12 protein-coding genes are annotated in these 13,125 nt (G+C 71.8%); 9 read left to right on the forward strand and 3 right to left on the reverse strand.

Going from position 1 to position 13,125, the window contains the following annotated elements; genetic code table 11:
• Positions 1-45 precede the first annotated feature (45 nt).
• Entirely contained in the window at positions 46-1,575 is a 1,530-nt protein-coding gene (locus ACIRDU_RS00415) for an aldehyde dehydrogenase (NADP(+)) (RefSeq protein ID WP_403572281.1), read from the reverse strand.
• 132 nt (positions 1,576-1,707) lie between these two features.
• On the opposite strand from ACIRDU_RS00415, the gene ACIRDU_RS00420 reads away from it, so the two are divergent.
• From ACIRDU_RS00420 to ACIRDU_RS00445, 6 genes are all read left to right on the forward strand, one after another.
• The gene (locus ACIRDU_RS00420) at positions 1,708-2,481 is read left to right on the forward strand and encodes an IclR family transcriptional regulator (protein ID WP_031109054.1); all 774 of its coding nucleotides are present in this window, start codon (positions 1,708-1,710) and stop codon (positions 2,479-2,481) included.
• A gap of 3 nt (positions 2,482-2,484) precedes the next feature.
• A complete protein-coding gene (locus ACIRDU_RS00425; RefSeq protein ID WP_403572284.1) occupies positions 2,485-2,958 on the forward strand; it encodes a GNAT family N-acetyltransferase in 474 nt (157 codons plus the stop codon).
• 89 nt (positions 2,959-3,047) lie between these two features.
• Complete coding sequence (locus tag ACIRDU_RS00430) at positions 3,048-4,055, forward strand: hypothetical protein (RefSeq protein ID WP_403572287.1); 1,008 nt, start codon at positions 3,048-3,050, stop codon at positions 4,053-4,055.
• A complete protein-coding gene (locus ACIRDU_RS00435; protein ID WP_403572290.1) occupies positions 4,052-5,305 on the forward strand; it encodes a sensor histidine kinase in 1,254 nt (417 codons plus the stop codon). Before ACIRDU_RS00430 ends, ACIRDU_RS00435 begins: the two co-directional genes overlap by 4 nt.
• The gene (locus ACIRDU_RS00440; RefSeq protein ID WP_403572293.1) at positions 5,302-5,964 is read left to right on the forward strand and encodes a response regulator; all 663 of its coding nucleotides are present in this window, start codon (positions 5,302-5,304) and stop codon (positions 5,962-5,964) included. Before ACIRDU_RS00435 ends, ACIRDU_RS00440 begins: the two co-directional genes overlap by 4 nt.
• A gap of 75 nt (positions 5,965-6,039) precedes the next feature.
• Positions 6,040-7,497 carry a peptidoglycan D,D-transpeptidase FtsI family protein gene (locus ACIRDU_RS00445; RefSeq protein ID WP_403572296.1) on the forward strand — a complete coding sequence of 486 codons (1,458 nt, stop codon included), beginning with the start codon at positions 6,040-6,042 and terminating at the stop codon, positions 7,495-7,497.
• 74 nt (positions 7,498-7,571) lie between these two features.
• On the opposite strand, the gene ACIRDU_RS00450 is transcribed toward ACIRDU_RS00445, so the two are convergent.
• Positions 7,572-9,029, reverse strand: coding sequence for an NCS2 family permease (locus tag ACIRDU_RS00450; RefSeq protein WP_403572299.1), 1,458 nt, complete (start codon positions 9,027-9,029; stop codon positions 7,572-7,574).
• 270 nt (positions 9,030-9,299) lie between these two features.
• Between ACIRDU_RS00450 and ACIRDU_RS00455 the strand changes: the two genes are divergently transcribed.
• From ACIRDU_RS00455 to ACIRDU_RS00465, 3 genes are all read left to right on the forward strand, one after another.
• The gene (locus tag ACIRDU_RS00455) at positions 9,300-9,899 is read left to right on the forward strand and encodes a SigE family RNA polymerase sigma factor (protein WP_403572302.1); all 600 of its coding nucleotides are present in this window, start codon (positions 9,300-9,302) and stop codon (positions 9,897-9,899) included.
• Positions 9,896-10,747, forward strand: coding sequence for a hypothetical protein (locus tag ACIRDU_RS00460; protein ID WP_403572305.1), 852 nt, complete (start codon positions 9,896-9,898; stop codon positions 10,745-10,747). The genes ACIRDU_RS00455 and ACIRDU_RS00460 overlap by 4 nt, the downstream gene beginning before the upstream one ends.
• Before the next feature lie 82 nt (positions 10,748-10,829).
• Positions 10,830-11,663 carry a pectate lyase gene (locus ACIRDU_RS00465; RefSeq protein ID WP_403572308.1) on the forward strand — a complete coding sequence of 278 codons (834 nt, stop codon included), beginning with the start codon at positions 10,830-10,832 and terminating at the stop codon, positions 11,661-11,663.
• A gap of 216 nt (positions 11,664-11,879) precedes the next feature.
• On the opposite strand, the gene ACIRDU_RS00470 is transcribed toward ACIRDU_RS00465, so the two are convergent.
• Positions 11,880-13,034 carry a right-handed parallel beta-helix repeat-containing protein gene (locus tag ACIRDU_RS00470; protein ID WP_403572311.1) on the reverse strand — a complete coding sequence of 385 codons (1,155 nt, stop codon included), beginning with the start codon at positions 13,032-13,034 and terminating at the stop codon, positions 11,880-11,882.
• Between the last annotated feature and the right edge of the window lie 91 nt (positions 13,035-13,125).

Consider the following 13,125-nt stretch of genomic DNA (forward strand, 5'->3'; position numbering starts at 1 on the left):
CGACCCGCAGCCCGCAGCCCGCAGCCCGCCGCACCCCCCGCGGCGCTAACGCTCCAAACGCCCGTTGAACCGCCGCGGCAGCCCCAGCGGGTTCTCGTCCCGCAGTTCCGGCGGCAGCAACGCCTCGGGCGTGTTCTGATAAGCGACAGGCCGCATCCACCGCTCGATCGCCGTACCGCCCACCGACGTCGACGTGGACGTCGTGGCCGGGTACGGACCCCCGTGATGCTGAGCCGGCGCGACGGCGACCCCTGTCGGCCAGCCGTTCACCAGCACACGCCCCGCCAGCGGCGTCAGCTCGGCGAGGATCTCGGCGCCACGGCCCTGCCCCGCCGCCTCCTCCTCGGACAGCTGCACCGTCGCCGTCAGGTTGCCCGGCAGCCGCGACAGCACCGCCTTCACCTCGGCCTCGTCCTCGTAGCGGGCCACCACGGTGACCGGCCCGAAGCACTCCTCCAGGAGCAGGTCGTGCTCGCCCTCCGCGGCCAGCCTGCTCGCCGGCACCGTGAGGAAGCCCGCGCTGACGGTGTGCTCGCCGCCCGCGCCCGGGGTGACCGGGGAGTCGACGTCGGGCAGTTCGGCCCGCTCGGCGACGCCGGCCACGAAGTTGTCGCGCATGCGGTGGTCGAGCAGGACCCCGGCGTCGGTGTCGCTGACGGCGTCGGTCAGGGACTTCAGCAGGGCGTCACCGGCGGCTCCGGCCGGCGCGAGGACGAGGCCCGGCTTCACACAGAACTGGCCCACGCCCAGCGTCATCGAGCCGGCGAGCCCCGCACCGATCGCCTCGGCCCGCTCGGCGGCCGCGGCCTCCGTGACGACGACCGGGTTCAGCGAGCCCAGCTCGCCGTGGAAGGGGATCGGGACCGGGCGGGCGGCCGCCGCGTCGAAGAGGGCCCGGCCACCGCGTACGGAACCGGTGAAGCCGGCCGCCGCGACCAGCGGGTGCTTGATCAGCTCGACGCCCGCCTCGAAGCCGTGGACCAGGCCCACGACCCCCTCGGGGATGTCGTGCCGGGCCGCGGCGCGGCGCAGCATCTTGGCGACGTATTCGGACAGGGCCGGGTGGTCCGGGTGGGACTTGACGACGACCGGGCAGCCGGCCGCGAGGGCGCTCGCGGTGTCGCCGCCCGCGACGGAGAAGGCGAAGGGGAAGTTCGACGCCGAGTAGACGGCGACGACGCCGAGCGACACCTTGTAGCGGCGCAGGTCAGGGATCGGCGGGGTCGCGGTGTCGTCGGGGTGGTTGATGACGACGTCGAGGAAGGCGCCCTCGTCGACGATGTCCGCGAAGGCCCGCAGCTGGTAGCAGGTGCGGGCGAGCTCGCCGGTCAGCCGGACCGGGCCGAGCGCGGTCTCGGCGTCGGCGGTCTCGACGAGACCGTCCTTGGCCGCCTCCAGCTCCTCGGCGGCGCCGCGCAGGAAGGCCGCGCGCACCGTGCGGTCCGCGAGCGCGCCGCGCGCGTCGTGCGCGGCACGGACCGCGGCGTCCACCTCCTGGGCTGTGGCCTCCACCGCAACCTGTTCACGCTGCTTCCCGGTTCGGGGGTCGACACTCCAGACTGGTGCTGCTGCCACCGCGGGTCCCTCCACACATGTATTGCCGCAGTACTGGGTCATCCACCAGGGACGTTCGATATACTGAACGCTGTCTCTGATGATGAATATGCTGTGGAGACTATTTCCCGTCCAACGAAGGGGTCAAGGGCGATGTCGGCTGGCGAGACGGGCGGCGGGGCGCAGGTCAAGTCCGCGGTGAGAACGGTTGAACTGCTCGAATACTTCGCCGGACGCCCCGGCATGCACTCCCTCGCGGCGGTCCAGGAGGCCGTCGGGTATCCCAAGTCCAGCCTCTACATGCTGCTGCGCACCCTGGTCGAACTGGGCTGGGTGGAGACGGACGCGACGGGCACGCGGTACGGGATCGGGGTGCGGGCCCTGCTGGTCGGCACGTCGTACATCGACGGTGACGAGGTCGTGGCGGCGGCCCGCCCGACGCTGGACCGGCTCTCGGACGACACGACCGAGACGATCCACCTCGCCCGCCTCGACGGCACCAACGTCGTCTACCTGGCCACCCGCCAGTCGCAGCACTACCTGCGCCCCTTCACCCGGGTCGGCCGCCGGCTGCCCGCGCACTCCACGTCCCTCGGCAAGGCGCTGCTGAGCACGTACTCGGACGAGCAGGTCCGCAAGATGCTCCCGGAGACGCTGCCCGCGCTGACCGAGCACACGATCACCGACCGGGAGAAGCTCATCGAGGAGCTGCGCCAGGTGCGGGAGCAGGGCTTCGCCGTGGACCGCGAGGAGAACACGCTGGGGCTGCGCTGCTTCGGCGTGGCGATCCCGTACCGCACCCCGGCGCGGGACGCGATCAGCTGCTCCGTGCCGGTGGCCCGGCTGACCCCGGCGCACGAGCAGCTGGTGAAGGACGCCCTCTTCGACGCGCGGGACCGGCTGACACTGGCCACCCGTAGGCTCTGAGGCATGAACATCGAGTTGCGCCGGGTCCACGACAGCGATCTGCCGGTGTTCTTCCGGCAGATGAACGACCCCGAGTCCCTGCACATGGCGGCCTTCACCCCGGAGGATCCCGCCGACCGGGCCGCCTTCGACGCCCGGTGGTCCCGGATGCGCTCCTCGCCCGACGTCGTCGCCCGTACGGTCCTGGCCGAGGGTGACGTGGTCGGCAGCGCGGCGGTGTACGGGGTGCCGGGTGAGCGCGAGGTGACGTACTGGATCGACCGCGCGTACTGGGGCAAGGGCATCGCCACCGAGGCCCTGCGGGCGCTGCTCGCCGAGGTGCCCGAGCGCCCGCTGTACGCGCGGGCGGCGTCGGACAACGCGGGGTCGCTGCGCGTGCTGGAGAAGTGCGGGTTCCGTGCGGTGGCGGCGGCCCAGGGGTACGCCACGGCCCGGGGTGCCGAGATCGACGAGACGGTGCTCATCCTGGAAGGCTGAGCGGGCTCCAGACCTCTCCCCCGCCCGGCGGAGGCGGATCGTCGCCGGGCAGGACGTGCCGGCGGCCTTCCCCGCGGGAGCCTGATCGCATGACGCAGTCCATCGCTTCCCCCGCCGCTCCCCGCCCCGCCGCCGGTCCCGGCCGCACGCGGCGCATCCTCCGTGCCGTCGCCGTCGTCTCCTGTGTGCCGTACCTCGCGCTCAAGGCCGCCTGGATCGCCGGGAGTCACATCGGGATCCCCGAGGGGAGTTCGCTGCTCGACGACCGCCTCACCATGGCCGTCGTCAACGGTCTCTCGATGCTGCTGGACAGCGCGGTGATCGTGCTGGCGCTGGTGCTGACCCGGCCGTGGGGGCTGCGGGTGCCCGCGTGGTTGCTCGCGTTCCCCGTGTGGGTCGCGACCGGGCTGCTCGCGCCCATCATGGCCGGGTTCCCGGCGCAGCTGGTGGTGAAGGCGTTCGGCGGAGGCGGCGCCTCGTCCGCGGGCCGGGAGGCCTTCCTGGACGAGTGGGTGTTCGCCGTCGTGTACACGGGTTTCATCGCGCAGGGGCTCGCCCTCGGCGGCCTGTTCGCGCTCTACGCCCGGGACCGCTGGGGGCACCTGTGGCGCGGGCGGATGCGGGAGCTGCCCGTCGGCGCCGTCGGTCCGGCCCACCGGGCCCTCGCCGTGGCCGCCGCCGTGCTCGCCCTGCCACCGCTCGCACTCCACGCCCTGTGGGCCTGCGGCGTCTCCACCGGCCTCCGCGAGGGCCGGGCGGCGGAGCGGGGCGGGGAGTTCTACGTCCTGGAGGCCCTGTACGTCGTGTTCCTCGTCGCGGCGGTCGCCGGAGCCGTGCTTCTGGCCTTCCGGCGCGGCCGGGCCCTGCCCGTGTCGGTGCCGCTCGCTCTCGCCTGGGTCGGCTCCAGTGCCGTGACCTGCTGGGGCGGATGGCTGTCGCTGGCCTCTCTCGGCGGCGTGGCGGACCTCGCCGACCGCCCCACGCCGCTGATGCATCTCGCCTACGCTGGCCAGATGCTCGTGGGCCTCCTCGTCGCCTCCATCGGCGCCTACCACGTCGCGGAGCGCTCGGCCGGGGCCGCGCGGCGGGCGGCATGAGCGCTGTCGCCCGGTCGCTGTTCGGCCGACGGGCGCGCCTGCGCTGGATCCATCTGATCCTCGGCGGTGCGCTGGCCATGCCGTACGTCCTGGTCGGCTCAGTGATCATCGGCCCGGCCACCGGTGCCACGGACGTCTTCGGCTCCTTTCCCCTCCAGCTCGCCTCGTTCGGCGTGGGCCTGCCGCTCGCGGCCGTCACCTCGCTGTTCCCGCTGACCCGGCCGCTGGAGTCGGCCGCCGTGCACTGGCTGTGCGGTGTGGACGAGGACCGGCTCGCGTTCGGGCCCGCCCGGGCGCGCGGTGAGAAGGGCCGTACGGCCGCCTGGTTCACGCTGCATCTCGGGCTCGGCGGGATCATCGCCGGGATGTCGCTGGCGCTGCCGCCGTTCGCCGCCGTGCTGATCGTGCTGCCGGTCCTCGCGGGACTGCGCGACAGCCGGCTCGGACTGCCCGAGGCCTACGACCAGACCTGGGTCCTGGCGCTCGCCCCGGTCGCGGGCGTTCTCTCGCTCGTCGCCCTGGCCGGCTGCGCGGCCGGCTGCGGTGCGCTGCTGGCCCGCTGGGCGCCCCCGCTCCTCGGCCCCACGCCCCGGGAGCGGCTCGCCGCCGCCGAGGCCCGCGCCGCCGACCTGGCCGTACGCAACCGGCTGGCGCGGGAGCTGCACGACTCCGTCGGTCACGCCCTGAGCGCGGTCACCCTCCAGGCGAGCGCGGCCCGCCGGGTCCTCGGCTCCGACCCGGAGTTCGTCCGCGAGGCCCTCGCCGCGATCGAGGACACGACCCGGCGCACGGTCGGTGAACTCGACGCCGTGCTCGGTGTGCTGCGCGAGGGCGACGCCCCGGGCACGGCCCCGGCGCCCACCCTCGCCGCCGACCTCGACGGGCTGCTGCGGCGCACCCGGGCGGGCGGACAGCGCGTGACCGCCGCCGTGGACGCCGACCCGGAGGCGCTGCCCCCGCTGCTGTCCCGCGAGGCCTACCGCATCGTGCAGGAGGGGCTGAGCAACGCCCTCAAGCACGCCGGCGAGCGGGCCGCCGTCGAGATGCGGATCGCGGTGACGGGCGGCGATCTGGAGATCACCGTGGAGAACCCGGTGACCGGCCCCGCGCCCTCCCGCACCGGCGGCGGCCACGGGCTGCGCGGTATCGCGGACCGGGCCAGGCTGCTGGGCGGCACGGCGACGGCCGGACCGACCGCGGCCCAGACCTGGCGGCTGTACGCACGCCTGCCGATGAGAGGACCCGTATGACCCGCCCGGCCCCGATCCGTGTCGTCCTCGCCGACGACGAACGCATGGTGCGCACCGCGCTGCGCGCCATCCTCTCCGCCGAGCCGGACCTGGAGGTGGTGGGCGAGGCGGCCACCGGTGCCGAGGCGGTGTCGGCCGTCCGGGAGCTGCGGCCGGACGTCGTCCTCATGGACGTGCGGATGCCGGAGGTCGACGGGATCCGCGCCACCGAGCAGATCCTCGCCACGTTGGACGAGCCGCCCCGCGTCATCGTCGTGACGACCTTCGAGAACGACTCCTACGTGTACGACGCGCTGCGCGCCGGAGCCGCCGGGTTCCTGCTGAAGCGGGCGGACGCCGACGCGCTCGTGCAGGCGGTCCGGCTGGTCGCGCGCAGCGACAGCCTGCTGTTCCCGGCGGCCGTCCGCACCCTCGCGACCGAGCACGCCCGTGCACACCCGGCGCCGCCCGCGTGGGTGGCGAAGCTCACCGGACGCGAGCGGGAGGTGCTGCGGCACATGGCGCAGGGGCTGACCAACGCGGAGATCGCCCGCCGGATGGAGGTCGGCCCGGCCACGGTGAAGTCGCACGTCGCGGCGGTCCTGGCGAAGACCGGCACCCGGGACCGTACACAGGCGGTGATCGCCGCGTACGAGGCGGGCTTTCTGAACGGCGGATGAGAAAACCGGCCCGCGGATGAGAAACCAGGACGGACGGGAACGATCCGCCCGGTGTGGCTCGTCCTTCCGTTCGGAATGAACAAGACGATCAGGCGCGCTTCGGTCTTCGCACTGCTCCTGGTGTTGGCTCTGCTGGTCAGGGCGACCTGGGTGCAGTTCTACGAGGGCCAGGCGCTGGCAGACGACAAGGACAACCGGCGGAACGCGATCGAGACGTACTCGGCGCCGCTCGGGAACATCATCGTGGGCGGCCGGTCGGTCACCGGCTCGGCGCCGACGAAGACGGGCGACCTGAAGTACAAGCGGACATACACGGACGGTCCGCTGTACGCGGCGGTGACGGGATACGCGTCGCAGGCGTACGCCCCGACTCAGCTGGAGGGCATCTACACCGACCTGCTCAACGGCACGGACAGCCGGCTGAAGTCCGTGATGGACACGCTCACCAACCAGCGGGCCGAGCCGGGCAACGTGGTCACGACCATCGACCCGGACGTGCAGAAGGCGGCCTACGAGGCGCTCGGCGACAAGAAGGGCGGTGCCGTCGCCATCGACCCGAAGACCGGGAAGATCCTCGCGGTCGTGTCGACGCCGTCGTACAACCCTTCCTCGCTGACCGACGCCAACACGGCGGGGGCGGCCTGGAAGAAGCTCACGGCGGACCCGGAGAAGCCTCTGGTCAACCGCGCGCTGCGGCAGCCGCTGCCGCCGGGCTCGACGTTCAAGCTGGTCGTCGCGGCGGCCGCGCTGGAGGACGGGCTGTACTCGTCGGTGGACGAGAGGACGGACAGCCCCGATCCGTACACGCTGCCGGGCACCAGCCGGGAGCTGACGAACGAGAACCCGAACGCGCCCTGCACGAACGCCACGATCCGCACGGCGCTGGAGTACTCGTGCAACAACGTCTTCGCGAAGATGGCCGTGAAGCTGGGCCAGGACAAGGTGAAGGCGATGGCCGACAGGTTCGGCTTCAACGACGACAGGCTGGACGTGCCGGTCCGGGCCTACACGAGCGTGTACCCGTCGGACATGGACCCCTCGCAGACGGCCCTGACGGGTATCGGCCAGTTCGACGTCACCGCCACCCCGTTGCAGATGGCCATGGTGTCCGCGGCCATAGCCAACGGCGGCAAGTTGGTGTCCCCGCATATGGTTTCGCAGATCACCAACAGCGGCGGTGATGTGCTGCAGGACTACGACGACGACGCGGGCACGAAGGAGATCGTCAGCTCCTCGACCGCCGAGCAACTGCAGTCGGCGATGGAGACGGTCGTGAACAAGGGCACGGGCACGAACGCCCAGGTGCCGGGCGCGACCGTGGGCGGCAAGACGGGTACGGCCCAGCACGGGGAGAACAACAGCCAGGTGCCGTACGCCTGGTTCACCTCGTACGGCAAGTCCGACTCGTCGGGCAAGGAGGTCGCCGTGGCGGTGGTCGTCGAGCAGTCGGACGCGGCCCGCTCGGAGGTCAGCGGCAACGGCCTGGCGGCGCCGGTCGCCAAGGCGATGATGCAAGCGGCGCTCAAGGACTGAACCTCAGCCGTCGAAAAGCCGTCTGTAAGGACGAGACGGGCCGCCCCCTTCCCCCCGGGGGCGGCCCGTCCTCGCTACTTCGCTCCCAGGAGCTGCTCGATCGGGTCGATCGCGAAGTACACGAGGAACAGCGCCGAGGTCCCCCACAGCAGCCAGTGCACCTCCTTCGCCCTGCCGAGCACGGTCTTGATGACGACGTAGGCGAGGAAGCCGGCCCCGATGCCGTTGGTGATGGAGTAGGTGAACGGCATCACGGCGATGGTGAGGAACGCGGGGATGGCGATGTCGTAGCGGTCCCAGTCGATGTGCTTGACCTGGGTCATCATCAGGAAGCCCACGGCGACCAGGGCCGGGGCGGCCGCCTGGAGCGGGACGATGGTGAGCAGCGGGGTCAGGAACAGCGCGAGGCCGAACAGGCCACCGGTGACGAGGTTGGAGAAGCCGGTGCGCGAGCCCTCGCCGACACCGGCCGCGGACTCGATGTAGGAGGTCGCGGAGGAGGCGGAGGCCGCACCGCCCGCGACCGCGGCGGCACCGTCGATGAGCAGCACCCGGCCGAGGTTCGGGACCTTGCCGTCCTCGTCGAGCAGGCCGGCCTCGGCGCTGATGCCGACGACCGTGCCCATGGTGTCGAAGAAGTCGGACAGGATCAGCGTGAAGACCAGCAGGACGACGGTGATGACGCCGACGCCGGGGGCGCTGAAGGCGCCGAACAGGTCGAAGTCGCCGATGAGTCCGAAGTCGGGGGCGTCGACGAGCCGGTCCGGCCAGGAGGGTGTGGTCAGGCCCCAGGACTTGATGTCGGCCAGGGAGTTGATCAGGATCGCCAGCGCGGTCATGGTGACGATGCTGATCAGGATGGCGCCCTTGACCTTGCGGGCGAGCAGTCCGATCGTCAGCAGCACGCCGAGGCAGAAGACGAGCATCGGCCAGCCGGCGAGGGTGCCGGTGCCCCCCAGCTGAACGGGCACGGTGGTGTTCGCGGCGTCCGGGATGCGGCTGACGAACCCGGCGTCGACGAAGCCGATGAAGGCGATGAACAGGCCGATGCCGACGCTGATCGCCTGCTTGAGCGGCTGGGGTATCGCGTGCATGACGGCCTCGCGCAGACCGGTCACGACCAGCACGCAGATCAGCAGACCTTCGAGGACGATCAGGCCCATCGCGTCGTCCCAGCTCATCAGCGGGGCGATCTGGAAGGCGACCACGGCGTTCAGACCGAGTCCGGCGGCCAGCGCGAGGGGCAGGTTGCCGCCCACGCCCATGATGATCGTCATGACCGCGGCCACCAGGGCGGTGGCGGTGGTGAGTTGGACGGGGTCCAGCTGGTGCCCGAACTTGTCCTTCGCGCTGCCCAGGATGATGGGATTCAGGACAAGGATGTAGGCCATCGTGAAGAAGGTGGCGAAGCCGCCGCGGATCTCCCGGCCGAAGGTGGAACCCCGCTCGGAGATCCGGAAGAACCGGTCGACGCTGTTCGCCCCGGGTTCCTCGGTGGGTGGCCGGCCGGTGATCTGCTGCGGTTCGGACATGGCGCGTGCTCCTCGGTGCCTGGGTGATCGGTGTGCGGATGCTGGCCGGATTGTGCCCGCCTTGAACCCCGTTCAGGTTTTCTCCGTGTTACGGAATCAGAGTCCGGCCCGTCATACGCCGTTCGAAGCTCCGTACGAACCGTTCGACGATCGCTGCTACGCTTCCCGATCTCGTCCGGGTCTCCCCCGGATGATCACATGTCATCTGCATGACAGCCACAGGGTGCCCCGGACGGGAGCGCCCCCAGCCGCTGCGAGGAGAGGTCGCCCGTGGGCACAGTCGTCGACGACGCCGCCTCCGTGGAGTTCCACGCCTTCTTCGAGCGCCACTACGCCGAACTGTCCCGTCTCGCCCACCTCCTGACGGGCGAGGCGGACATCGCCGACGATCTGGCGGCGGACGCGTTGCTGGCGCTGTGGCACCGCTGGGACCGGGTGCGCGCGGCCGACCATCCGGTGGCGTACGCGCGCGGGGTGGTCGCCAACCTGGCCCGTACCCGCATCCGCAGCGCGGTGCGCGAGCGGCGGCGCATCGCCCTGTTCTGGTCCCAGCGCGAGGAGAACACCGAGAACCCGGACGTCGCGGGCGTGGTCGATGTGCAGGAGGCGTTGCGCAGGCTGCCGTTCCGCAAGCGCGCCTGTGTGGTGCTGCGGCACGCGTTCGACCTCTCGGAGAAGGACACCGCTTCGGCGCTGGGTGTGTCGGTCGGTACGGTGAAGAGCCAGACCTCGAAGGGAATGGCCGAACTCCAGCGGTTGCTGGGGACGCGGGGAGTGCCGCAGCGGATGCACGTGGCGCTGGGTGCTCGCCGCTGCTCGCCCGCCGTGGAGGGCGTGCGCACCGGTGAGGGCGGAGGGAGGGACCGATGACCATGCGGCGCGACGTGCACGAGGAGCTGCGCACCCGGCTGCACGAAGCGGCCGGGGTGCACGAGCCCGACCGGGAGCGCATGCTGGCCCGGATCGAGCGCGGCATGGCCGGTCCGGCCGGTTCCGGCCACCGGGCGACGCGTCCGCCGGTGTTCGGCTGGATGCGGGTGGCCGGTGCGACGGCCGCGGTCGCCGGCGTACTGGCGGTGGGCGGCTACGCGGTGGCGTCCGCGGTGAAGGAGGAGACCGCCCCGCGGCAGCAGGAGGTGGCGACCTCGCCGACGCCCACGCCGTCCCCGGAGGCCACGAGCCGGGCCCCCGTACCCCCACCTCCCGAGGAGCCGACGCCGAGCAGCCCGCCGGAGCGCCGCGAGTCCAGCCCGCCGCCGTCGAGGACGCCGAGCGCCCCGGCCACCGAGCGGCCGCCCGCGGCCCCCGAGGACGGCCCGCTGTGGTCGGACGGCTCGGTCGACCCGCACAGCAACGACTTCTGGGCGCAGAGCAACATCACCCTCAAGACCCGCGAGCAACTGACCGCGCTGACCGTGCGGTTGAAGGTCGCCCAGACCGGCGGGGTCTCCGACACGGGCGCGTGGCGCTCCCTGCCCGAGAGCGACTTCTCCCTCACGGTCGCCGAGCGGGACGGCTTCCTCGTCTACACCTGGACCCTCAAGGAGGGCCGTACGGTCCCGGCGGGCGAGTGGGTGTTCGCCGGTCAGTTCGACCACGCCCGCGGCGGTCGCGACGCGGGCGAGGACCGCTACTCGGTGACGGCCACCGCCGGTTCGCGGCAGCTGTCGGTGGGCGGCGGTTTCGCCGCCCTGAACGACGGCGACGGCGACTCGTGAAAAACGTCTGAGGACGCGGCAACCCTTTCCTCACCGGTGGCGACCATCAGGCGCAAGAGTCACCCAGCTGAGGAATCGGTACATGACTGCACCAGCAGAACAGCGCGTCCGCCACCGCCGCAGTGTCACCAAGCGGCGGGCGGTGATCGCGGCGGTGTCCGCGTTCGGCATCACGGGTGCGGCGATCGTCACCACGTCGATGCTGTCGACGGCGGGCGCCGCGTCCTCCTGGCCCACGGACAAGGGCAAGACACCCGTGTCCAAGACCATCCCCGTCTCCGGTGTGCGCGACGGCGGGATGAAGATGTTCTACGGCACCGGCGCGCTCGGCGGCGGCAGCCAGGACGAGGGCCAGGACCCGCTCTTCGAACTGGCCGACGGCGCGGTCCTCAAGAACGTCATCATCGGTACCCCGGCCGCGGACGGCGTGCACTGCAAGGGCAGTTGCACGCTCCAGAACGTGTGGTGGACGGACGTCGGCGAGGACGCGGCCAGCTTCAAGGGCAAGTCCGCGTCCGCGGTGTACAAGGTGATCGGCGGCGGCGCGAAGAACGCCGACGACAAGGTGCTCCAGTTCAACGGCGCCGGCACGCTGAACGTGTCGGGCTTCCAGGTGCACAACGCCGGCAAGCTGGTCCGCTCCTGCGGCAACTGCAAGACGCAGTACAAGCGCACGATCGTCCTCAGCGACATCGACGTGACGGCGCCGATGAACTCGATCGTCGGGGTGAACGCCAACTACGGCGACACGGCGACGCTGTCGAAGATCCGTATCCACGGCGACGGCAAGAAGAAGATCAAGACGTGTGTGCGCTTCGAGGGCAACAACACGGGCAAGGAGCCCAAGGAGCTGACGCCGTCCGGCCCGGACGGCAAGACCTGCACGTTCAAGGCCTCCGACATCAGCTACCAGTAGGGCCTGCTCCCCTGTGACTCCGGTTGGCCCTCGTCCCCCCTTGGGCCGGCCGGAATGCCGGGTGTCCGGCCCCCCAGTCGGACGTCCCGGCACCTCGGCCCTCCGGAGCCCCCCTCCGGACGGCCGGACGGTACCGGTCGAGCCCCCCTCGGCCGGTCGGCAGGGCGCCCCCGTCGCTTCGCACCGACGGGGGCGTCGCCGTTCGGACGAGCGGTCTCAGTCCATCGTCGAGCCGATGGTCGAGGAGCCGGTCCTCAGGAACGACGTCGTGGGCAGGGAGCCGTCCGCCCGACGGGCCCCGTACACGCCGGCCGCGTCCGTCGACCGGAAGGACGGGGTGGCGATGCCCCTGTCCCAGGTGTTGCCGGCGGAGACCGCCGAGGAGCCGAACTCGGCCGGACCGCCCTTGTCGCCGACGGCGATGTTCTTGCCGAGGCGAGCCGTGCCGGTCGCGAAGCGGAAGCCGTTCCCGGCGTTGGTCCAGGCGGTGTTGCGGTGCAGGGCGATGGCTCCGGTGTTGGAGCTCTCGGTGAAGCCGTGCAGCGCGTTGCGCCAGGCCGCGTTGTTGTCGACGACATGGGCGACGGACGCGCCCCCGCCGCCCAGCTCGAAGCCGTTGCCGCCGCCCTCGAAGGCCGTGTCGTTCCAGCGGTTCTCGCCGTTGCCGAAGGCCCAGGAGTGCTCGACGGTGACCGGCGAGGAGAACTGCCACAGGTCGAGGCCGTCGTCGGAGTTGTCGTACAGCCGGGCTCCGGTGATCCGGTTGCCGCTCCCGGAGCCGAACGTGACGGCGATGCCGTCGGCGTTCTGGCCGTGACCGGCCGGGTCGTGATTGCCGTGACTGTCCAGGTTCTGCACGAGGTTGCCGGTGGTGCCGTCGCCGCGCAGCGTGAAGCCGGAGCCGCCGTTGTCCGCGGTGACCAGGTTCCTGAAGATCCCGCCGACCGAGGACGTGGCGACGAAACCCTGGGCGGGGGAGTTGACGAACGCGAGGTCCTGGACGGTCCAGTGGTCACCCTTGATCCCGGCCAGCCAGGAGCCGGCGGGCAGCTCGGACCCGTCGATCCGCACCTTCTCATCGCCGTGGGCCCGAAGGGTGATGCGCGCGTGCCTCGTGCCATCGGCGGTGGACCTGAGGGTGGCGGACGGGTAGTAGGTGCCGCCGCGGACCTGGATCACCGTGCCGGCGGTGGCGTGCCTCACTGCCGCTTCGAGCTGGGCCGCGGTGGAGACGGTGACCGTCGTCGAGGCGGCCCGTGCGCCGCCGGTCGACAGCCCGAGGTAGACGCCGCCGGCCCCCGCGGCACAGGCCACGGCTGCGGCGATGGAGAGCGTACGGGTCCTGCGATGACGTCCGGTGCTCGGCAGCACGGAGCGTTCCTTTCCTGGGGGATCGGGGACGGAAACGGTTCGGAGGGGCCCGCCCCGGCCCGTTTCCCGTCCATCAGTCGTCGCCGCGCCG

It is taken from the genome of Streptomyces sp. NPDC093598, from assembly GCF_044764825.1.
Lineage (GTDB): Bacteria > Actinomycetota > Actinomycetes > Streptomycetales > Streptomycetaceae > Streptomyces.

What these genes read in the sequence shown, in the direction of transcription:
- ACIRDU_RS00420 (WP_031109054.1), top strand. Translation starts at nt 1,708, where the DNA reads ATGTCGGCTGGCGAGACGGGCGGCGGGGCGCAGGTCAAGTCCGCGGTG.
- ACIRDU_RS00425 (WP_403572284.1), top strand. Translation starts at nt 2,485, where the DNA reads ATGAACATCGAGTTGCGCCGGGTCCACGACAGCGATCTGCCGGTGTTC.
- ACIRDU_RS00430 (WP_403572287.1), top strand. Translation starts at nt 3,048, where the DNA reads ATGACGCAGTCCATCGCTTCCCCCGCCGCTCCCCGCCCCGCCGCCGGT.
- ACIRDU_RS00435 (WP_403572290.1), top strand. Translation starts at nt 4,052, where the DNA reads ATGAGCGCTGTCGCCCGGTCGCTGTTCGGCCGACGGGCGCGCCTGCGC.
- ACIRDU_RS00440 (WP_403572293.1), top strand. Translation starts at nt 5,302, where the DNA reads ATGACCCGCCCGGCCCCGATCCGTGTCGTCCTCGCCGACGACGAACGC.
- ACIRDU_RS00445 (WP_403572296.1), top strand. Translation starts at nt 6,040, where the DNA reads ATGAACAAGACGATCAGGCGCGCTTCGGTCTTCGCACTGCTCCTGGTG.
- ACIRDU_RS00450 (WP_403572299.1), bottom strand. Translation starts at nt 9,029, where the DNA reads ATGTCCGAACCGCAGCAGATCACCGGCCGGCCACCCACCGAGGAACCC.
- ACIRDU_RS00460 (WP_403572305.1), top strand. Translation starts at nt 9,896, where the DNA reads ATGACCATGCGGCGCGACGTGCACGAGGAGCTGCGCACCCGGCTGCAC.
- ACIRDU_RS00465 (WP_403572308.1), top strand. Translation starts at nt 10,830, where the DNA reads ATGACTGCACCAGCAGAACAGCGCGTCCGCCACCGCCGCAGTGTCACC.